Origin of the sequence: Haloterrigena alkaliphila (assembly GCF_017352155.2) — an archaeon.
In the GTDB taxonomy this organism is placed as follows: domain Archaea; phylum Halobacteriota; class Halobacteria; order Halobacteriales; family Natrialbaceae; genus Haloterrigena; species Haloterrigena alkaliphila.
Map to the genome: position 1 here is coordinate 467,362 of NZ_CP071462.1, position 18,701 is coordinate 486,062.

22 protein-coding genes are annotated in these 18,701 nt (G+C 69.3%); 5 read left to right on the plus strand and 17 right to left on the minus strand.

Annotated features, from left to right (window positions below):
* Positions 1-18 precede the first annotated feature (18 nt).
* Complete coding sequence (locus tag J0X25_RS21115) at positions 19-969, plus strand: phytoene/squalene synthase family protein (protein WP_207289419.1); 951 nt, start codon at positions 19-21, stop codon at positions 967-969.
* 44 nt (positions 970-1,013) lie between these two features.
* On the opposite strand, the gene J0X25_RS21120 is transcribed toward J0X25_RS21115, so the two are convergent.
* Positions 1,014-1,175 carry a hypothetical protein gene (locus J0X25_RS21120; protein WP_207289420.1) on the minus strand — a complete coding sequence of 54 codons (162 nt, stop codon included), beginning with the start codon at positions 1,173-1,175 and terminating at the stop codon, positions 1,014-1,016.
* A 233-nt stretch (positions 1,176-1,408) separates the two neighbouring features.
* Between J0X25_RS21120 and J0X25_RS21125 the strand changes: the two genes are divergently transcribed.
* Entirely contained in the window at positions 1,409-1,561 is a 153-nt protein-coding gene (locus J0X25_RS21125; RefSeq protein ID WP_207289421.1) for a hypothetical protein, read from the plus strand.
* 7 nt (positions 1,562-1,568) lie between these two features.
* On the opposite strand, the gene cruF is transcribed toward J0X25_RS21125, so the two are convergent.
* Genes cruF through J0X25_RS21140 form a run of 3 tightly spaced genes read right to left on the minus strand, consistent with a single transcriptional unit; the run spans position 1,569 to position 5,020 of the window.
* Positions 1,569-2,591 (minus strand): bisanhydrobacterioruberin hydratase, encoded by a 1,023-nt coding sequence (gene cruF, locus J0X25_RS21130; RefSeq protein ID WP_207289422.1) that lies wholly within the window; start codon positions 2,589-2,591, stop codon positions 1,569-1,571.
* The gene (locus J0X25_RS21135) at positions 2,584-3,477 is read right to left on the minus strand and encodes a prenyltransferase (protein ID WP_207289423.1); all 894 of its coding nucleotides are present in this window, start codon (positions 3,475-3,477) and stop codon (positions 2,584-2,586) included. Before J0X25_RS21135 ends, cruF begins: the two co-directional genes overlap by 8 nt.
* 46 nt (positions 3,478-3,523) lie before the next feature.
* Positions 3,524-5,020, minus strand: a complete 1,497-nt coding sequence (locus J0X25_RS21140) for a phytoene desaturase family protein (RefSeq protein ID WP_207289424.1) — start codon at positions 5,018-5,020, stop codon at positions 3,524-3,526.
* Between the two features lie 268 nt (positions 5,021-5,288).
* On the opposite strand from J0X25_RS21140, the gene J0X25_RS21145 reads away from it, so the two are divergent.
* Entirely contained in the window at positions 5,289-7,160 is a 1,872-nt protein-coding gene (locus tag J0X25_RS21145; protein ID WP_207289425.1) for a formate/nitrite transporter family protein, read from the plus strand.
* Between the two features lie 67 nt (positions 7,161-7,227).
* Positions 7,228-8,004, plus strand: a complete 777-nt coding sequence (locus J0X25_RS21150) for an SDR family NAD(P)-dependent oxidoreductase (RefSeq protein WP_207289426.1) — start codon at positions 7,228-7,230, stop codon at positions 8,002-8,004.
* On the opposite strand, the gene J0X25_RS21155 is transcribed toward J0X25_RS21150, so the two are convergent.
* The 4 genes from J0X25_RS21155 to J0X25_RS21170 form a co-directional block, all read right to left on the minus strand.
* Positions 7,997-8,281, minus strand: coding sequence for a DUF7967 family protein (locus J0X25_RS21155; protein WP_207289427.1), 285 nt, complete (start codon positions 8,279-8,281; stop codon positions 7,997-7,999). The genes J0X25_RS21150 and J0X25_RS21155 overlap by 8 nt on opposite strands.
* Positions 8,282-8,508: 227 nt before the next feature.
* Positions 8,509-8,793: a translation initiation factor eIF-1A gene (locus tag J0X25_RS21160; protein ID WP_207289428.1), complete on the minus strand. Its 285-nt coding sequence runs from the start codon at positions 8,791-8,793 to the stop codon at positions 8,509-8,511.
* A 172-nt stretch (positions 8,794-8,965) separates the two neighbouring features.
* Positions 8,966-9,478 (minus strand): YkgJ family cysteine cluster protein, encoded by a 513-nt coding sequence (locus J0X25_RS21165; protein WP_207289429.1) that lies wholly within the window; start codon positions 9,476-9,478, stop codon positions 8,966-8,968.
* A gap of 66 nt (positions 9,479-9,544) precedes the next feature.
* Positions 9,545-10,306, minus strand: coding sequence for a fumarylacetoacetate hydrolase family protein (locus tag J0X25_RS21170; protein ID WP_207289430.1), 762 nt, complete (start codon positions 10,304-10,306; stop codon positions 9,545-9,547).
* A 205-nt stretch (positions 10,307-10,511) separates the two neighbouring features.
* Here J0X25_RS21170 and J0X25_RS21175 point away from each other — a divergent pair, with 205 nt between their 5' ends.
* Complete coding sequence (locus J0X25_RS21175) at positions 10,512-10,760, plus strand: hypothetical protein (RefSeq protein ID WP_207289431.1); 249 nt, start codon at positions 10,512-10,514, stop codon at positions 10,758-10,760.
* 464 nt (positions 10,761-11,224) lie between these two features.
* Here the strand turns inward: J0X25_RS21175 and J0X25_RS21180 are convergent, their stop codons facing one another.
* From J0X25_RS21180 to J0X25_RS21220, 9 genes are all read right to left on the minus strand, one after another.
* Positions 11,225-11,437, minus strand: coding sequence for a hypothetical protein (locus J0X25_RS21180; protein WP_207289432.1), 213 nt, complete (start codon positions 11,435-11,437; stop codon positions 11,225-11,227).
* Between the two features lie 146 nt (positions 11,438-11,583).
* Positions 11,584-12,000 carry a DUF8009 family protein gene (locus J0X25_RS21185; RefSeq protein WP_207289433.1) on the minus strand — a complete coding sequence of 139 codons (417 nt, stop codon included), beginning with the start codon at positions 11,998-12,000 and terminating at the stop codon, positions 11,584-11,586.
* A gap of 505 nt (positions 12,001-12,505) precedes the next feature.
* Positions 12,506-13,333, minus strand: coding sequence for an adenosylcobinamide amidohydrolase (locus J0X25_RS21190; protein ID WP_207289434.1), 828 nt, complete (start codon positions 13,331-13,333; stop codon positions 12,506-12,508).
* Entirely contained in the window at positions 13,330-14,427 is a 1,098-nt protein-coding gene (locus tag J0X25_RS21195) for a threonine-phosphate decarboxylase (RefSeq protein WP_207289435.1), read from the minus strand. Before J0X25_RS21195 ends, J0X25_RS21190 begins: the two co-directional genes overlap by 4 nt.
* A complete protein-coding gene (gene cobT, locus J0X25_RS21200; RefSeq protein ID WP_207289436.1) occupies positions 14,417-15,457 on the minus strand; it encodes a nicotinate mononucleotide-dependent phosphoribosyltransferase CobT in 1,041 nt (346 codons plus the stop codon). The genes J0X25_RS21195 and cobT overlap by 11 nt, the downstream gene beginning before the upstream one ends.
* A 1-nt stretch (position 15,458) precedes the next feature.
* The gene (locus tag J0X25_RS21205) at positions 15,459-16,055 is read right to left on the minus strand and encodes an NTP transferase domain-containing protein (protein ID WP_207290838.1); all 597 of its coding nucleotides are present in this window, start codon (positions 16,053-16,055) and stop codon (positions 15,459-15,461) included.
* Entirely contained in the window at positions 16,055-16,816 is a 762-nt protein-coding gene (gene cobS, locus J0X25_RS21210; RefSeq protein WP_207289437.1) for an adenosylcobinamide-GDP ribazoletransferase, read from the minus strand. The genes J0X25_RS21205 and cobS overlap by 1 nt, the downstream gene beginning before the upstream one ends.
* Positions 16,813-17,970, minus strand: a complete 1,158-nt coding sequence (locus tag J0X25_RS21215) for a CobD/CbiB family cobalamin biosynthesis protein (protein ID WP_207289438.1) — start codon at positions 17,968-17,970, stop codon at positions 16,813-16,815. The genes cobS and J0X25_RS21215 overlap by 4 nt, the downstream gene beginning before the upstream one ends.
* 82 nt (positions 17,971-18,052) lie before the next feature.
* Positions 18,053-18,691, minus strand: coding sequence for an HAD family hydrolase (locus J0X25_RS21220; RefSeq protein WP_207289439.1), 639 nt, complete (start codon positions 18,689-18,691; stop codon positions 18,053-18,055).
* Positions 18,692-18,701 lie beyond the last annotated feature (10 nt).

Genomic DNA, 18,701 nt, shown 5'->3' on the forward strand with positions numbered 1-18,701 from the left:
GTTGGGGCGAGACAGAGAATGCAACAGGAACACATCGACGCGGGCAAGGCCATCCAGCGGCGCACCGGCAAGACGTTCTATCTGGCGACGCGGTTCCTTCCGAAACGCGTTCGCCACGCCACGCACGTCCTCTACGCGTTCTTCCGGATCGCCGACGAGGTCGTCGACGACGCCGACGGCGTCCCGCCGGCGCGCCAGCGGGCCGAACTCGAGTCGCTTCGCGCTCAGGCGCTGGGCGAAACCGGCCCCGAGGAACCCGTCCTCGAGGCGTTCGACGAACTCCGCCGGGAGTACGACATCCCGGATTCGGAGATCGACTCGTTCGTCGACGCGATGCAGTCCGACATCGACACCGGCCGCTACGAGCGCTACGACGACCTCGAGCGCTACATGCGGGGGTCGGCGGCCGCGGTCGGCGTGATGATGACCGCGATCATGGACCCCGACGACCCGGAGGCGGCGCTCCCGCACGCGATCAAACTCGGCGACGCCTTCCAGATGACGAACTTCCTGCGGGACGTCCGCGAGGACGTCCGCGAGCGCGACCGGATCTACCTCCCGCAGGAAACGCTTCGCGCGCACGGCGTCCCGCCCGAGCAGGTCGAGCGCCTCGAGTACTCGGAGGACTTCGCGGCCGCGATGGCCGCCGAAATGAAGCGGACCGAGGACCTCTATCGGGAGGGCGTCGCCGGAATTCGGTATCTCCCCGCGGACTGTCAACTGCCCGTCCTGCTGGCGGCCGTGCTCTACGCGGAACACCACGCGGTCATCCGGGGACAGGAGTACGACGTCCTCACCGCGGAGCCGTCGCTCTCCGCGGCGCGAAAGCTGTGGTGTCTCGCGAAGACGCGCTGGCACTGGCACTGGAACCGGGACCCGGAGGCCGTCTTCAAGCGCGTGTCGGCCGTTCCCTCCCTCGAGACGGATCGACGCGAACCGGGCCGCAGCAGCCGCGTCCCGACGCGGTGATCGTCACGGTTCGATTCCCGCGCTATCGGGGATCCATCGCGGAATTATTCGGAAACGTCCTTCGCCTCGAGCGCTTCGGTCTCGGCGACGACGAACTTTGCCAGCTCCCGTTCCGAGTGAGTGGCCACGAGGTGGTCCTCGAGGTTCTGATCGCGCATCAGTTCCTCGCGACAGAGCGGACACTCGAGCGGTGTTCTGGTCGCCATACGCCTCCCACGGGCCGCACGAGCAAAAGACTGGAGCGCGCACGTTCGGCCCTCGCCGCAGACCGGTCCCCGATCACTGGAACGGTCCGATCCCGGAGTCACTGGTGCGGGGGCGATTCCGGAGACGCGTCGTCCGACCGCGATCACGGCGCTCGAGCGGCCTCGTCGTCATCGTTCCGGACCCGAAACACGTTGGGAGTACGGTGATCCCAGTGGACGTTCGTCGTGACGATATGGCAATCACGAGCAAGCAGAAGGCGGTCGTGGCCTGTACCGGCTGTAGCGCGATTCTCCCCGCCGAGGTGCTCGAGGATGGGGCGTTCACGCCGATAGGATCAGAGGACGAGTGCGCCTGCGGCGCGTCGACGTTCCGCCGACTTCGCTGAGCGCGGCTCACGAATCGTGGTCTTCGCGACGGCCCGTGGGAAGCGCCGTCCGGAGCAGGTCGCGGTCGTAGCGGTCCGTCCGGAACAGCCCCAGACAGAACAGGCCGGCGACGCCGGCCGCGAGCCAGTTCCCGTAGAGAAGGTTGATCCCGCCCCAGAGCAACACGAAGCTCACCAGATCGTCGAGGACGAACTCGCAGGTCCGCACGCGCTCGAGCAGCGCCGCGCGGTCGAAGGCGAGGTCGACGAGCACGACGGCGACGGTCCCCGAGAGGAGCCAGCCCGCGTAGTTCGACGCGGGCACGCCGTAGTAGTCCCCCGGCGGTAGGTACTCCCAGAAGCCGATAGCGACGGCGCCGGGGTCGAGCACGAGGTCCACGGCGACGACCGCTGCGACGGCCGCCGGAATCCGGACCAGCGCCGTCGCGGTCCGTTCCTCGAACGCCAGCAGCGTCAGCAGGTAGGCGTTCAGCACCAGCGGCACGAAGAATAGCGGCAGGGCCAGCGGGATCTCCCCGAACAGCATCGGTCCGAGTTCGATCCCGTACGCGAAGGCGCCGTAGGGCCAGTCGGTTCGCACCCCGACGAACTCGACCGCGTACGTGTACGCCGTCAGGAGTCCCAGCGCGGCGAGCGCTCGCCGGTCGATCCGCGGGAGCAGGCCGACGACCAGCGGCGAGCGCATTACCAGCGTTCCGAACAGGATCAGTAGCGGGTTGAACGCGAGCGGGACGGGAACGAACCCCTCGGCGCTCGCGACCAGCGTCACCGCGCCGACGACCGGGAAGACGACGGCGATCGTGAACCGGTTCTCCCGGATCAGGGCCTCGAGGCGCCGCTGGACGGCCGCGCGTCGCTCGTCGACCTCGGTGCCGGCGTCGGCGTCAGTGGCGTCGGCATCAGTGTCGTCGGCGTCAGTGGCCTCAGCATCGGTGGCGCTGGCGTCGGTGGCGCCGGTCTCGGCGTCAGTGGCGCTGGCGTCTGTGGCGGCATCGCCGTCGGTGCCCGCTGCATCGCCCGGATCAGCCATAGACCAGCCTCCAGAGGGCGCCCATCGTCAGCGCCGCGCCGACCGCCGTGTTGATCGCGGGGAACCACCAGTAGGCGCGGTCGACCGCGACGCTCGAGGTGACGATGGCCGCGACGAGCGCTGGGTAGACGAGCATGAGCGCGCCCAGTCGGAGGTCGAGGGCGGCGAACGCGGTGGCGGCCGCGAGCCAGCAGGCGCCGCAGTAGGCGTAAGTCCGGCGCTCGCCCAGCACCGTCGCGGTCGTCCGGATCCCGGTTTCGCGGTCGGGATCGATGTCGGGAATCGCCGAAAACGTGTGCATCCCCATCGCCCACAGCCAGCCGCCGAGGACGGCCAGCAGGGGCGGCTGGCTCCCCGCGACGGCGGCGTAGGCCGCCGCGCCGGGCGCGATGTAGAGCCCGTTCGAGACCGAGTCCAACAGGGGCGTGGTCTTGAACCGGACCGGCGGGGCGCTGTAGGCCGCGCCGAGGACGAGGAAGACGGCGATCCAGGGCCACGCCGCCGACGGCACGAGCGGAAGGATCGCCAGCGGGAGGACGGCACACAGCGCCACGGCGACGGGAACGATCCGCTGGCCGCGGTAGCGGGCCTCCCGCTCCTCCTTCTTGGGATTCGCCGCGTCGATCTCACGATCGTAGACGTCGTTGATCCCGTAGAGGAAGACGTTGGCCGGCAGGAGGAAGTAGGCGAACAGGACGGCCGCTTCTGGCGCGAACAGGTCGCCCACGCTCTCGGCGGCGTACGCGACGCCCACGAGGACCGGCCCGGCGAGGTAGAGCCAGAACCGCGGCCGCGAGAGGGTCAACAGATACGAGAGGCGGTCGCCGAGGCGCTCGTCGCTCGAGGACGCCGAATCCGCTGTCGAGGACGTCGAATCCCTGGTCATGGAAGTGCGTGAGGCCGTCGGGGCGCATCGCGGGGGTTCGAGGCGATCACCGTTTCGTCGGTCGGCCGTAGTCCTCGAGGACCTTCTCGGCTGTCAGTTCGCCGCTGATGAGACACATCGGGACGCCGATACCGGGCGTGGTGTCCCCGCCGACGAAGTAGAGCCCGTCGGTCCCCTTCGCGCGGTGGGGCGGCCGGAACAGGGCCGTCTGGCGGAGCGTGTGTGCCAGTCCGAGCGCCGTCCCGTCGTAGCTGTTGTACCGATCGGCGAAGTCCTCGATGCAGAAGCGCTCCTCGAGGACGATCCGGTCGCGGAGGTCGGTGCCGGTGTTGGCCGCGATATCCGCGAGGATCTCGTCCCGGTACTCGTCGCGGATCTCGAGGGTGTCCTCGAGGCCGGGCGCGACGGGGACGAGGACGAACAGCGCGCTGTGGCCCTCGGGAGCGACGTCGTCGTCCGTTTTCGACGGCACGCAGCAGTAGTAGGCCGGGTCGTCGGGCCACTCCGGGTCCTCGAAGATCTGATCGAAGTGGTCCTGCCAGTCGGTCGGGAGGACGAGCGTGTGGTGGGCCAGGTCGTCGACCGACCCCTCGACGCCGAGATACAGCAGAAACGCGGAGGGTGCGTAGGTCCGCCGCTCCCAGTAGTCGGCGTCGTAGCCGCGCCGCTCGGGCGGGAGCAGGTCCTGCTCCGTGTGCGCGTAGTCGGCGTTGCTCACGACCAGATCGGGTCTGAGCGGCCCCGCCGGGGTCTCGACGAGGAACGCGCCCTCGCGGCCCTTGATCGCCGTCACGGGGCGGTTCGTGTCGTACTCGACGCCCAGTTCGCGACCGACTTCGGCCACGGCGTCGACGACGGCGCCGATCCCGCCCTCGGGATACCAGACGCCGAGGTTGAAATCGACGTGGCTCATCAGGTTGTACAGCGCCGGCGTGTTCTCGGGGGAGCCGCCGAGGAACACCAGCGTGTACTGCATGATCTGCTGGAGCTTCGGGTGGTCGAAGTAGTCCTCGACGTGGCCCTGCATCGACCCCAGCAACGAGAGCCCGCGCGCCTGCCGGGCCACGTCGCGGTCGACGTAGTCGCGCAGGCGGGTGCGGTCCTCGTAGACGAAGTGTTCCATCCCCACCTCGTAGTTCTCGCGTGACTTCTCGAGGTAGCGCTCTAAGGCCTCGCCCGCGCCGTCCTCGTACGCCTCGAAGACGCGCTTGGTGCGCTCGAGGTCGGGCGTGACGTCCACCCGATCGTCGTCTTTGAAGAAGATTCGATAGTGCGGGTCGAGGTGCGTCAGTTCGTAGTAGTCCGACGGCGTCCGGTCGAAGTCGCCGAAGAAGCGCTCGAAGACGTCGGGCATCAGGTACCACGACGGCCCCATGTCGAACCGGAACCCGTCCCGCTCGAGGCGGCTCGCTCGGCCGCCGACCTGCTCGTTCTTCTCGACGACTCGCACGTCGGCGCCCGCGTCGGCGAGGTAACAGGCCGTCGAGAGGCCACCGATCCCGGCGCCGATCACGACGACCGACTCACCGGCCAGCGATTGCATACCCTACTATGAGTGTCGGCACGGTCAAAAACGTACGTCATACCTACGTAGGGTTCGGATATCGACGTCCCTTCGATCGCGGCCCTCGAGCCGGCTCGATCGAGGGCCTCGAGCCGGCTCGAACGGTCGGCGCTCGCTCGCGGTGGCGATCGTCGGTCGGTGCGGCTACGATGGGGTCTCCAGTCGTTCCGGCGCTGGTTTGACACCTGCTGACTCGTGGCGTCCTCAAAGCCAAACGCTTAGTTCGTCCCGTGATTCGGTCTCGACAATGAGCGATCACGACCGACCGGATCGGGCGGAGACCGACCGTCCCGACCGGGAAGAGGATCCCCCGGTTCAAGAAGAGGTGGAGACCGAACGAGTGCGCGAGGCCGTCGAGCGGTCCAGAAGCGGCGCTCCCGCCGTTGGATCGGTCGTCCGCGACCGGTTCTCGTCCGACGAGGTCTTCCAGCGAATCGTCGCGGCCGCCGACGAGGAGGTCACCTCCGGGAACCGCGAACTGTTCTTCAGCGGGCTGGCCGCCGGCTTCGCGATCACGATCACGTTCCTGCTCTATGCCTCGCTGTACGGGGCGACCGACGGCCACCCGATTCTGAGCGCCCTGCTGTACCCGCTCGGGTTCATCTACATCATCATCGGCGGCTACCAGCTCTACACCGAGAACACGCTGCCGCCGGTCGCGCTGACTCTGGAGCGCCTGACCAGTCTCCCGACGCTGTTACGCCACTGGGTCATCGTGCTGGCGGGGAACTTCGCCGGCGGCGCCGTCGGTGCGATCGCGCTGACGTGGGGCGGCGTGTTCGACCCGGACGCGGAAGCGGCGGCGTTGAGCATCGCACAGCACGGCGTCGAGACGCCGGTCTGGGACCTGTTCTTCAAGGCCGCCTTCGCCGGCCTGATCGTCGCCGGCGTCGTCTGGGTCACGTTCGCCTCGCGCGACACGATCTCCCGGCTCGTTGTCGTCTACCTGGCGTTTCTGGCGATCCCCTTCGGCAATCTCTTCCACGTGGTCGTCTCCTTCACCGAGATGCTCTATCTATTCTTCGCCGGCGAATATCCGCTCATTCCCGGTCTAACCGGGTTCGTCCTGCCGGTCCTGCTCGGGAACACGCTCGGCGGCATCCTGCTGGTGACCATCGTCAACTACTACCAGACGAGCGAGGAACGCCTCGAGTCGGCCCGCTTCGATGGAATCGAACGGCGGCTCTCCCCCCAGGAGTGGCTGTTCGGGAGCCTCGCCGGGCGCTCGTACGTCCCCCTGATCGACACGGCCGAGACGACGGCACCCGCTAACGACGACACCTACCGGGTGGTCGTCCCGATCGCGAATCCGCGGACCGAAGGGCGACTCGTCGAACTCGCCGCGACGCTCGCGAGCAGGCACGAGTCGGCGATCGTCCACGTCGTCCACGTCGTCCAGACGCCCGACCGGCCGTCGACGGTCGGCAGCGACCGACAGCGGTCCCGGATCGTCAACGAATCGGAGATCTTGCTCGAGGACGTCACCGGGTCGATCGACTACGGCAACGTCGACAGCGAGACGTCGACGGTCGTCACCCACCGCTCGTTCGAGGAAATCTTCGACACCGCCGTCCGCGAGCACGCCGACCTCGTGGTGATGGGCTGGGGCGACAACAACCTCTGGGACGCCGCCCGGGCCGAGCGCCCCATCAGCGAGTTGACCAGCCAGCTTCCCTGTGACTTCCTCGTGGTCAAGAACCGCGGGCTGGACACCTCGCGGATCCTCCTGCCGACGGCCGGCGGTCCGGACTCGGACCTGAGCGCCGAAGTTGCGAAGACGCTCAGTGATACCACCGGTGCCGAAGTCTCGCTACTCCACATCGTCGACGGCCCCGACGAGCGCCGCGCCGGCGAGGAGTTCCTCGAGGAGTGGGCCATCGACCACGACCTCCACGACGCCGAGATCCTGATCGACGACTCCGGGAACGTCGAGGAGGCCATCTGTCGCGCGGCCGACGACCACACGACGATCATGCTCGGCGCGACCGAGCGCGGCCTCCTCTCGCGGCTCGTGACCAGTTCGCTCCACCTCGACGTGGTCAACGACGTCGACTGCTCGGTGATGCTCGCCGAGCGGCCGAGCGAGCGGAGTATCTTCCGGCGGCTGTTCGGTCGCTGATTTCGACGGCCCACCGCCGCGATCCGATCCACCGGGTTCCTTGTTCTCGCCCGTCGTACGCCGTTCCATGACACTCCAGGGAACGACCGTCGTCGTCACCGGCGGCACTCGCGGCATCGGACGCGCCGTCGCCGACGCCTTCGCCGACGGCGGCGCGACCGTCGTCGTCGGCGCCCGTGACGGCGACGCGGTCTCGGAGACGGTCGCGGCGCTCGAGGAGCGACTCGCGTCCGCGACCGAAGACGCACAGTCCGATGCGGACGGGGACGTCGGTGCGGACGCCGACAGTGACGAGGAGGCGGCCGTAGCGGGCGTTCGCACCGACGTCCGGGACGAGTTCGACCTCGAGCGACTGGCCGAGACGGCCTCCCGGACCGGCCCGAACGGCGGTATCGACGTCGTGGTTCCCGCGGCCGGCGTCTACCACGGGGAACCGGGCTCGACGCCGATCGACCGCGAGTCGTACGCCGCGTTCGACGACCACTGGCGAATCAACGGGCGGGGCGTCTTCGCGACGATGCACGAGGCCTTACCCCACCTGAACGACGAGGCGCGCGTGCTCGTCCCGACGGGATCGGTCGCTCGCGAGGCCGAATCGGGCTACGGCGCCTACGCCGTCTCGAAGGCGACGGCGGAGGCGGTGGCTCGCGGGTTCGCCGCCGACACCGACTACACCGTCGGCTGTCTGGATCCCGGACGGGTCGCGACGGACCTATCGGGCGGGACGGGGCGCGATCCCGAGTCCGTCGCAGGAATGTTCGTCTGGGCCGCGACGACGGCCGATGCGGCCGACGTAGACGGGGCCGTCGTCGACCTACAAACGTGGAAGCGAGCGATCAGATGACGTCGTCGGGGTCGTGAACGTCGGCCATGCGCTGGGCTTCGGTGGCGTACTGCTCGCGGGTTTCGGCGTCGTCGACGTTGCCGAGGTTTCCGGAATCCGCGTCGACGGCGGCGGTCGTATCGCGGACGTCCGTAAAGGAAGTTAGCGCCCGCTCCTTCCGGAAGTACCGCTCGCCGTCGGGGGTCGCGTAGGTGAGGATGATCAGGTTCTGCTCGTCGTCCGAGTAGGTTCGCTCGACGAGCCAGACGCGGACGGTATCTGCGGTAGCGCTCGACATACCCCTTCTACGTGCGCGACGGGGAAAAACGACCGGCCCCTGTCGGGAAACTGTCCGTTCGGAACGTCGGCTGGACGGGAACGAGCCGTCGGGCCGTCGGCTGGACGGAGACGATCCATCGACGCGTCGGCGCCCGGGGCGGCGATTTCGCTCGCAGGCGACGGCGCCGTCGCTCGTCGGTCGTGGTACGTCGAGAGAAGTCTAGTTGTGGAGCCGGTACCGAGGGTTCAATCGATGTGGCCTTCGCGGCGCAGTTGATCCGCGTCCTGACTGGTGTAGCGCCACTCGATCGTGGCCTTCTCGTCCTGCCAGTCCCAGGGCTCGGCGACGACGATGTCGTCTTGCTCGATCCAGGTGCGGTACTTCATGCGACCTGGGATGCGGCCGAGGCGCTCCTCGCCGTCTGCACAGCGGAGTTGAACGTGGTTCCCTCCGAGGTGTTCGGTTACGACGGCGAATACTTCATCGCTGTTGGGCATACGGAGATTCCGGCGCCCGGATTCTTCTGTCACAGTCGTACTACGTGCGGGAGACGTTTAAAACATTGGAGAGTCGTGGTAACATCTGACGCATTGGTGACTGTCGGTTCGTCTGACACCACCGCTGAGAGAGAACCGCTCGTCGTCGGACGAAACGTCTCAGTCGGCGAGCGAGACGCGACAGCTCCCGGTCGGAATCCAGGTGTTACAGCTCTCGATCGGAATCCGGATTCTCGAGTTCCCAGAGCAGTTCGGGGACGAAGGCATCGAGGTTGTCGGTCACGCGCCGTTCGCTGACGTTCAGCCCCTCGCAGTGCTCGTGGGCCGAGTCGCGGATATCGACGTGGAGGTCGCCGTCCTCGAGGAAGACGGCCAGCGGGAAGACCGAACAGCGGGTGGGTTTCCAGTCCTCCTCGAGGTGTAAGCTACAGAGGCCGTCGTCCCGGAGGAACGCGCAGGCGCAGCCGTCGTCGTCGACGTGCTCGTCCCGGTCTTTCTCCTCGCGGGTGACGAACTTCTCGCCGCGAAAGTCCGTCGTCGTCTCGGCGAGGTTGGCCCGCTGGGCGAGCTCGAGGAGGTCCTCGTCGTAGAGGAGTACGCCGTGCTGACAGCACCACGTGCAGTCGTCGACGCACTCGAAGGTGAGGTCCGGATCGAACTCGACGACGACCTCGCGGTCGGGGTAGACCTCGACGCGTCGCCGCTGATCAGCGCTCACGTCTCGTGGGAGGGCGGTCCGCGTGAAGTGTCTTTCTACCCGGCGTCTCGGGAGCCGACGGTGGCCCTACGCGCGAACCGTCTCTCGCTCGAGCGGCAGCTTCTCCCGCTCGCTCGAGTCGACGACGGTGTTTCGGAGCGTGCCGACGCCCTCGTAGGTGATCTCGACCTCGTCGCCGGGTTCGACCAGACCGGGGTTGGCGGGGCTCCCGAAGGCGATCACGTCGCCGGGGCGGAGCGTGAACCGCCGCGAGAGGAAGGCGACGATCTCGTCGGGGTCGAATAACATCAGTTCGGTGTTCGCCTCCTGTCGGCGCTCGCCGGCGACGTCGGTCCACATGTCGACGTCGGTCGAATCGACGGCGGTCTCGATCCACGGCCCCAGCGGGCCGGAACCGTCGAAGACCTTGCGCGCGGTGCGGCCCTGCTGGTCGAGCGCGTCCATATCGTTCAGGATCGTGTAGCCGCGGACGACGTCCGGCACCTCGTCTTCAGAAACGTTCCGGCAGGGTTCGTCGATGACGGCCGCGAGTTCGCCGGCGTAGGTGAGTTCGTCGGTGAACGCGGGGTAGGGGATCGGATCCCGGTGGCCCAGCAGCGACGCGGGCGGCTTGATGAAGAAGTCCGGTTCGTCCGGGCGTTCGTACTCCATCTGTTCGATCGTGGCCGCGTAGTTGCGTCCGACGCAGTACAGCGCCGACGGCTCGCAGGGCGGCAGGAACTCGCCGTCAGCGCCGACCTCGTAGGCGCCGTCGTCGGTGTGCACGACGCCGTCCTCGTATCTGCCCGTGACCGGTCCCTCGTCCGTCGCGATCCGCGCGAGTTTCATTACCGGCCGTCGCGGTTCCTCCCGATTAGTCGTATCGGTTCGATTTCGGACCGGTTCGGATCGAATCGTCGCTCGAGTCGACGCACCACCCTCCGAGTTGCCCCGAGCCGGCCGATACAGGCGACCCACGCGTCGGGCGGCCCACCGGGTGACACACGCACATGGAGGCCCGACGTATACCCCGGCGGTCGGTCAACGAGCGAGTATGTGCGCCAACCTGACGGTAGACGACGAAGGGAAGCGAGTCGTCAACACGAACGGGAAGGAGATCGGCGTCGTCGACGAGGTCGGTGCCGGCGTCGCGTTCGTCGAACCGGGCGCCGAGATGAGCGAGTCGATCAAGTCGCGGCTCAGTCGCGATCGCGACGTCGCCGACGGGATGGAGCGCTATCACCTCGACGAGGATCACATCGACGAGATTACCCGAGACGAAATCCGACTGCAGCGATTCTGAGGGACTGCGATTGTCCGTCGTCGCTTACTCGAGTCGAATCACTCACTTGAGAATGGCCTCGGTCTTCCTGTATGCGACGCTCACCCACAGTCGCGATAAAAACGGTGCGGGGGACCGAACACGCGAGCGACTGCTGACAGGGGTCGCGCGGTGTCGGTCCCGAACCCGGATCGATAGTCTATCGGTCCCAATCCCGTGATCCGACGGTGCGTGTGACAGGGAGTCCGCCGGAACGTGTGACAGGCACTCCGAGACGGCGTGTGACAGGGAGTCCGCCGGAACGTGTGACAGGCACTCCGAGACGGCGTGTGACAGGGAGCCCGCCGGAACGTGTGACAGGCACTCCGGACGGCGTGTGACAGGGAGCCCGCCGGAGCGTGTGACAGGCACTCCGAGACGGCGTGTGACAGGGAGCCCGCCGGAGCGTGTGACAGGCACTCGGGCGGCGCGTGTGACGGGTGTGCTTATTCCTCGAGGACGAGGAAGGTCCGGGCCCCGCGGTGCTCGAGCGAGACGCAGTCGGTATCGACGTTCGACCGGACGAACTCCTCGATACCAGCCGTGTGCAGGTCGGTGACGTCGATGCGTCGTCGCTGTGGTTCTCGCTCGAGCGTGGCGCCCTCGCGTCGGTCGGTCGGCTCGCCTCGGTCGTCTGTGCGGTCGACGATCAGTGCCATACCTATCGATAAGACTGAGTGTACGTTAAACCGACCCACCCGGAGTGAAAGTGAAAGTACAGGAGAGCGGCGACATCGCGTCGAAATTCGTGGACGGGGAATCGCGGATACGGGTCGGCAAAAGACGGTCGCCGCGAACCGTGAGTTTAGCCGACCCGCTTGATCTCGACGCGGTGGGGACCCGCGTCGGTGTCGATCGTCACGGCGTCGACGATCGCCTCCTGCGCCCGGGCCTGCCACTCCTCGACCGCCTCGGCGTGGCGCTTTCGGATCCGCTCGGTCGTCGACGGGTCCGCATCGTCGAGTTTCCCTTCGAGGTCGGGGTAGTCGGCGACGACCTCGTCCGCGATGACGGCGTCGGGTCGGACGTGGACCGCGCCCGTCAGTTCGGTGTCGTCGCGCCGGTAGACGTGGATCCGCGCCCGCATCCGGCCGTGAAACGGCGGCGTCACGCGGAGCACGGCCTCGCCCGGGTTCTCCCGCGTGTACGCGTAGGCGTCGGCAGCGTCCTCGGCCGACAGCGCGAGCGATCGGATCGCCGTCGGATCGTCCTCGTCCTCCATGACCGGTCATTGGCGACGGACGGGGAAAAGGTGTTTCTCGTGGGCTGGACTCGAGGCCGATATCGAATGTGTCCCGATCGACGGTTTCGGACTCAAATCGACAGCGGTCGAACCCGCATGCGAGCAGCTATTGTGCGGTGGCGCGCGCTGTCGGTCGCCCGAGCGACGGCGAGGGCGGCCGACGATGTTGCGCGAGGGATGAGCGACCGCAGGGAGCGAATCGGTTGGGGAGGGCGTGGCTATTCCCTGTTGCCAGTATGAGCAACAGAGGCTCGAACCAATCACAACAAAGAGATTGACTGCGCCTCGGACGAAACGGTGAGCACGAGCGTGATCCTGATACGAGGGTTTCCACGCCCTCCAGCCAATTCGCGCTCCAAAGTCGGTCGCGACGACCTCCCACGTTTCGTATCGCGGTTCGGTGAGGGCTCACGGGTCGCTTCGCTCCCCGTTCGCTTTTCCGAGGCCTTCACTCCGTTCAGGCCTCGCATCCGTCGAATGCGTATCACTCCTCGAGTCGCGGCCGAACGATCCTCGCCCGTTGATCCGTCGAGACGCCGGAGGATGCGTCAGCGACCGAGTCGGGTATCTCGTCTCCAGAATCCGCGTACCGGGCACGCAACGAGGCCCGAACGGCCTCGCGGACGCAGGCCCGGACGGCCGCGCCGACATCCGTGCCGCTGCCCGAGAACGCGGCCCGCTCACCCGACGGATCGTGGCCCGCGACGATGGCGTCCGTCGTGGTACCGGGAAAGCCGGTCTCGGCGAGCAGCGTCGCGGCCTTCGCCTCCGCGGCGACGGCGATCAGGTTCGCCAGCGCGCCGGGTGCGAGCGCGCGGGTCGTGACGACGACGACGTTGACCGTCCCTCGACCCGGGGCCGCGTCCGAATCGACGTCGATGGGGTCGTCTCGAGGCCTCGAGCCCTCTTCGACGTCCATCGGCAGGGCCGCGGGGTTCGAAACCCCGGCGGTCGCGTAGGCCGTCACGGAGCCGTACCGCGCTCCGCGAGCGTGGACCTGATCGACGCCGGTGAGCAGAACCGGGGGCTCGCCACATCCGTCTCCCTCGCTGTCGGCCGGATCGGCGTCACGACCGCCCCCATTATCGACACCCCCGCCCGCGTCGTCGAACCCGGCCCGCTCGAGGCGCTCGTCGACGTACGCGCCCAGATCCGTCCGGTCCCAGCCCTCGGGGACCGAGACGTTGTACGCGCAGTCGGCGCGCCGCCGGCCGCCGTTCCAGCCGGTCGAGAGCCACTCGGTCCCCGGCCGTCGAACGCGGAGAATCCCGTCCCGGCGCACGGCGTCGTACGCTGGCTCAGTCGCGGTCATCCACGGCGTCCGGTCTCGCGCCCACCACTTGAGTCGTCGGATTCGGCTGCGTCTGGCGCCTCGAGGGCGCCGCCCACCTCGAGCGCCGCGAGCAATCGATCGTTCGCCGCGCGGTCCTTGACGGCGACACGGACGTGGGACTCGAGCCCGCGGAACGTCCGCGCGTCCCGGATCGCCACGCCGTCCTCGCGCGCCGCGGCGATCACGTCGTCGACGTCGTCCTCGCCGACGTCACACAACAGGTAGGGCGCGTCAGAGGGGGCGACGTCGAACCGCGACTCGAGCGCGGCGCGCATCCGCTCGCGTTCGCTCGCGACCCGTTCACGCGTGTCGCGAACGAACTCGTCCCGCTGCAGGCAGTGGGCGCCCACGCGGGCGGCCGGCGTCCCGAGCGACCAGGCCCGGCGAGCGGTCTCGAGGGCGACCCGCTGCTCGCCTGTCGCGACTGCGAATCCGGCGCGCAGCCCCGGCAACCCAAACAGTTTGGTGAGTGAACGGGCGACGATCACGCCCTCGGCCTCGAGTCGGGCGGCCGAAGGCAGGTCGGTAAAGCCCAGAAACGCCTCGTCGACCAGCAGCGTCGTCCCCGCCGCCTCGCACCGCGCCGCGAAGTCGGCCAGCGCGGCGGGATCCGTCGCCTCACCGGTCGGATTGTTCGGCGTGCAGACGATCGCCAGCGCGCAGTCCTCGAGCGCGCCGTCGGTCGTCCCCGGAACCTCGTCGTGGGGGACGAACTGCGGTGATGCACCCTGTAACCGCACCTCTCGGGCGTACTCGCCGAAGCTCGGGTACGGGACCAACGCCTCGTCGCCGGGCTCGAGCGTGACTTCCATCGCCAGCCGGATCGCGGCCAGCCCGCCGGGCGTGGGGATCACTCGCTCGGGGTCGCAGCCGCCGAATTCGCCAGCAGCGGTCCGGAACTCGGGATAGTCGTCGTCGGGGTAGCGCCGCGAGGCCTCGAGCGCGTCCGCGTAGACCGCCTCGACGCCGTCGGGCGTTCGGGGATTGGTGTTGGCCGAGAAGTCGAGGACGTCCCGGTCCGTCTCGCCGCCGTGGGGGACGCGCTCCCCCTCGCGCACCGAGTCAGGGTCCACCGTCGCCCTCCGTATGCGTCGCCGGGCCCGAGTCGGGGTCGCCGTCGGGATCGATACCGAGGCGGTCGCAGACGCCCTCGAGTCGGTCCAGCACGTCGTCCATCCGGCCGTCGGGGACGAGCGACAGTGCGCCGCCCATCGCGACGCCTTCTTTCGCCTCGCCGGCGCAGTAGCGCCGCATCGCGACGTGCTCGCGGGCGTCGAAGCCGGGATCCGTCACCGTCAGGTCGCAGTCCAGTCGCTCGCAGGCCTCCTCGAGGCGGTCACCCTGTTCGTCCGCGACGAACGACGTGGTCGCGATCGACAGCGACTCGTCGACCCCCGCGTGGCGCAGCGCGGTCGCGATGGCGATCATCTGCGTCCCGCCGGCGAGGGTGACGTCGGCTTCGGACTCGAGCGCGCCGGCGGCGATACCGGCGACGGTCGCCTGCACGGGGTCGCCGACCGCGCGGATCGCCGCGAGAGGGCGACCCTCGCAGTCGCCGGCTGCGAGGTCGCTCGCGGCGAGTGCCTCGTCGACGACGCGGCGCTTGCGCTCGATCGGATTGTCTGGCAGCGACGAGGAGACGCCGGCGGGTTCGCCCAGCGCGGTGAGCACGCCCAGCGCGGTCGTCGTTCCCCCCGGCACGGTCTCGCCGATCAGCAGGTCGTCGTCCGGCAGGCTCGCGCCGAACGCGTGGGCGCGGTCGAAGATCGCCTCGGCGTCCGGAACGGCCTCCGGCTCGCGAATGTCGGCGCCCGGTTCGACCCCGAGGTCGACCGTCGGCGCGCCCGTCGGCTGGACGAGGCCGGCGTCGACGACCGTGGCGTCGAACCCGATCACCTCTCGCACCGCGCGGGTCACCGCGGCCGGCGTCGGACAGCCGTTCGGGCTGACCGGCGTGACGGGCGCCGTCGTGGGTCGGCCGTACTCGAGGATCTCGACGTCCGCGGAGGGGGTGTGTTCCATCAGCTCCGGCGCCGCGCCGGCGGCGCTGATGCCGTCGATCAGGGCCGTCTCGGTCGTCCCGGCGGGGAGGAGTACGCGCACGTTATCGGCCCTCCGTGGACAACCGCTCGGCGGCGATTCGGGCGTCTTCGCGTCGGTTCACGTTGATCGCGAGTCGTGGGTCGTAGCTGCGGTGTGTCATGGATCTGGAGTCGTCCGCGGTGCCGACGACGTTGACCCCGGTCGGCGCGAGGTGGTCGGCCGACTCGAGCGTCGCGTCGACGCTGACGCCGAGTCGGCGCTTGAGTGCGACGGGAACGGCGACGGTCATCGACGGGGCGTCGCGTCCGTCGGCGTCGTTACCGTCGTAATCCGCCAGTATTCGGTCGATCCCGGCCCCCGCGAGCAGCGGGACGTCGGCCGCGACGGTGCAGATCGGCGGCTCGAGGGCGGAGCGCTCGAGCAGGGCGATCAGGTCGGCCACGTAGCCGTCGCCGGCCGTCTCGATCGGCTCGACGCCGGCGGTGGCCTCGAGGTGGGCTCGCGTCTCGGGCGTGTTCGGCGAAACGGCGGCGTAAACGCCCTCGACGCGGCTCTCCTCGAGGCCCGCGAGCACGCGGTCGACCATCGGGGTGCCGTCGATCGGGTGCAGGGGTTTCTCGTGCGGGCTCTCGAGGCGGGTCCCCTTCCCGCCGCACATCACAACAGCGTCCACGCGATCACCCCCGCGTGAACGCCGACGACGCGGCCGATCTCGTTGGCCGCGCCGAAGATATCCCCGTTGATCCCCCCGAGGAAGCGATTCGCCCAGTACCAGGGGAGGGCGATCCCCGCGAGCGCGCCGCAGAGGGCGACCGCCGCGGTCGGGGTCGGCCAGGTCAGCGCGACGGCTGGCAGGGCGACGGCGGCGGGTGCGACGAACCGACCGGGCGTCGCGGCGGCGGTGAACTGCCGGCCCATCCCCTCGTAGCTCGCGCGGCCGAAACAGGCCATCGCGGCCATCCCCAGTTTCGTCCCGACTTCGGCGGCGACCGCGACGCCGACCGCCCGGAACGCGGGAAGCCCGGCGAGGGCGAGTCCCCCGAGCGCGAGCGCCGCGACGACGAGCGAGACCGCCAGCAGCGCGCCGACGCCGGTCGTGGTATCCTTCAGGATCTCGCGGCGCCGGTCGACGTCGCCGTGGACGACGAGCGCGTCGCCCAGATCAGCGATCCCGTCGATGTGGTGGATCCCGAGGACCGCGTAAACGGCGAGGATATACCCTAACGCGACGGTCGGCGCCGGCAGCGCACCGGCCGCGAGCAGGGGGAGCGCGGCCAGCGCGCCCGCGACGTAGCCGACGACGGGGAACGCCGCCGGCCTCGAGCGAAACGCGATCCAGTCGCCGTCGCGGTACCCGACCGGGAGCCGCGTCAGAAAGCTGAGCGCGCCGCGGACGGCGCCGAACGGCCCCCCGATCACGCGAACACCACCTCCGGCTTCGGGATCGGCCACGCGGGTACCGCGAGGGGGTCGCCCAGGAACGCGAGGCCCGCGCCGAGCGCGACGCCGACGCCGGCCGTCGGATCCGTCGGAATCGGTTGCCCGGCCTCGAGCGGCGCGAGCGCCGTCACGGCCGCCGCGAGAGCGATGGTGAAGAGGACGACGACGACGGCCGCCCGGCCGACGACGGCGATAGCCCGCTCGGCGTCGGCGGCCGTCGGCAGGTCGGCCGCGGGATTGAGGTCGTACACGCCCCGCTTCCGGAGACGGACCGAGAGGACGCAGGCCAGCGTCGCCATGGGCCACCCCGAGTTGGGCGAGGGCGGGTCGCGGGCCCACTCGGCGGCGCGCCGGAGCGCGAGCGGGTCCACTCCGGCGACGGCGATCGCGACCGCCGTGAGCCGGGCCGGAAGCCACATCACGAGATCGTCGAGGCGCGCGCTCGCGGTGCCGTGGGGCTTCGACGGGTAGCCGAGCATGGAGTCCAGCGTGTTGACACCCTTGACCCACGCCGCGGCGGCCGCGGCGGCGGGCAGCGACAGCGGCGCGAGGAGGGCGAAGGGAAGCAGCGTCGCGACCAGCCCGTCGGCGAGGTTCTCGCCGGCGCTCTCGACCGCGGCGCTGCGGATCTCGGCCGCCGAGAGCCCGGCCGTATCGCGACCGACGAGTCCGCGGACCCGCTCGCGGGCCGCCTCGAGGCCGTCGCCTGAATCCGGTCCAGGTTTGTCGCCGGAATCGGGTCCGTATCCGTCGCCTGAATCCGATTCGGATTCGGATTCACCCGCCGCGACGTCCGCAGTGGCGTCCACGACCGCGCGGGTCAACTCGAGCAGCGAGCGCAGACTGGTCGTCAGGAAGAGGACGACGCCGGCGACTACCGCGGCGGCGAGCGCGGAGTACGCCCCTGCGAGGAGGACGACGCCGGCGGCGGCCCCGGCGGGAACCAGCGGCGCGAGGAGCGCGATCCCGACGCCGGCCAGTCGCTGGCCGCGCTCTGTGGCGGCCCACTCTCGGTCGAGCGCGCCGACGAGGCGGCCGAACCACGCCACCGGGTGGGCCGGGGTCGGCGGTTCGCCGACCAATAGGTCGAGGCTAAAGGCGAGTCCGAACAGCGCGATAATCGTCAGTAGCACGGTCGTGCCTCCGTTTTGCCCCCGATGAACTCGAGGAGCGGCGTCCCGGTCCGGGTCACAGTGTCGTCGTCCCCGCGCGTGGTCATGACTGCTGTGACTCCTCCCGCTCGGCCAGTCGCGCTGGAAGCGTCTCGAGCGGGTGGTCCGCGAGCAGCAGCGCGGTCCCGCCGACGCTCTCGACGCCGCCGTCGGCCCGCCGGTCGTCGCCGACGTGAACGAGGTCGCTCGAGTCGACCCCTACCTGGTCGGCGGTGAGTTCGAAGATCTGCGGGGCGGGTTTGCGCCACCCGCAGCCGACGCTCGTGATGACGGCGTCGAACTCGTCGCGCTCGAAAGCCGAGCGGACGAGGGTGCGGCCCACCAGTTCCGGGACGCTGCAGTTCGAGCAGATCGCGACCGGACCGCGCTCGCGGGCGGCGTCGACGGCCTCGCGGGCGCCCGGTCTGGTCTCGACGGCGGGATCGAAGGCGGCGACGACCGCCCGTCGGGCCGCGTTGCGCTCGTAGTCGACGTTGCGGCTCTCGAGCGCGCGCGAGACGTGAGCCGGCAGTGGTACCTCGGCTCCCTCCGGGGCGTCGATGTGACTCTCCGCGTAGGCGTCGGCCCAGTCGTCGGGGACGTCGACGCCGCGGCGCTCGAGTTCGGCCGCGACTGCTGCGGCCGGATCGGACGGTCTATCGGCGGTCACGAGCGTCCCGAAGAGGTCGAACGATACTCCCACGTCAGCGGTA

Bases quoted from the DNA above. Each gene is read 5' to 3' on its own strand.
- J0X25_RS21120 (WP_207289420.1), bottom strand. From the start codon at position 1,175: ATGGCGACCAGAACACCGCTCGAGTGTCCGCTCTGTCGCGAGGAACTG.
- J0X25_RS21205 (WP_207290838.1), bottom strand. From the start codon at position 16,055: ATGTGCGGCGGGAAGGGGACCCGCCTCGAGAGCCCGCACGAGAAACCC.
- J0X25_RS21140 (WP_207289424.1), bottom strand. From the start codon at position 5,020: ATGCAATCGCTGGCCGGTGAGTCGGTCGTCGTGATCGGCGCCGGGATC.
- J0X25_RS21175 (WP_207289431.1), top strand. From the start codon at position 10,512: ATGTGCGCCAACCTGACGGTAGACGACGAAGGGAAGCGAGTCGTCAAC.
- J0X25_RS21145 (WP_207289425.1), top strand. From the start codon at position 5,289: ATGAGCGATCACGACCGACCGGATCGGGCGGAGACCGACCGTCCCGAC.
- cruF (WP_207289422.1), bottom strand. From the start codon at position 2,591: ATGGCTGATCCGGGCGATGCAGCGGGCACCGACGGCGATGCCGCCACA.
- J0X25_RS21150 (WP_207289426.1), top strand. From the start codon at position 7,228: ATGACACTCCAGGGAACGACCGTCGTCGTCACCGGCGGCACTCGCGGC.
- J0X25_RS21170 (WP_207289430.1), bottom strand. From the start codon at position 10,306: ATGAAACTCGCGCGGATCGCGACGGACGAGGGACCGGTCACGGGCAGA.
- J0X25_RS21180 (WP_207289432.1), bottom strand. From the start codon at position 11,437: ATGGCACTGATCGTCGACCGCACAGACGACCGAGGCGAGCCGACCGAC.
- J0X25_RS21115 (WP_207289419.1), top strand. From the start codon at position 19: ATGCAACAGGAACACATCGACGCGGGCAAGGCCATCCAGCGGCGCACC.
- J0X25_RS21190 (WP_207289434.1), bottom strand. From the start codon at position 13,333: ATGACCGCGACTGAGCCAGCGTACGACGCCGTGCGCCGGGACGGGATT.
- J0X25_RS21185 (WP_207289433.1), bottom strand. From the start codon at position 12,000: ATGGAGGACGAGGACGATCCGACGGCGATCCGATCGCTCGCGCTGTCG.
- J0X25_RS21125 (WP_207289421.1), top strand. From the start codon at position 1,409: ATGGCAATCACGAGCAAGCAGAAGGCGGTCGTGGCCTGTACCGGCTGT.
- J0X25_RS21135 (WP_207289423.1), bottom strand. From the start codon at position 3,477: ATGACCAGGGATTCGACGTCCTCGACAGCGGATTCGGCGTCCTCGAGC.
- J0X25_RS21155 (WP_207289427.1), bottom strand. From the start codon at position 8,281: ATGTCGAGCGCTACCGCAGATACCGTCCGCGTCTGGCTCGTCGAGCGA.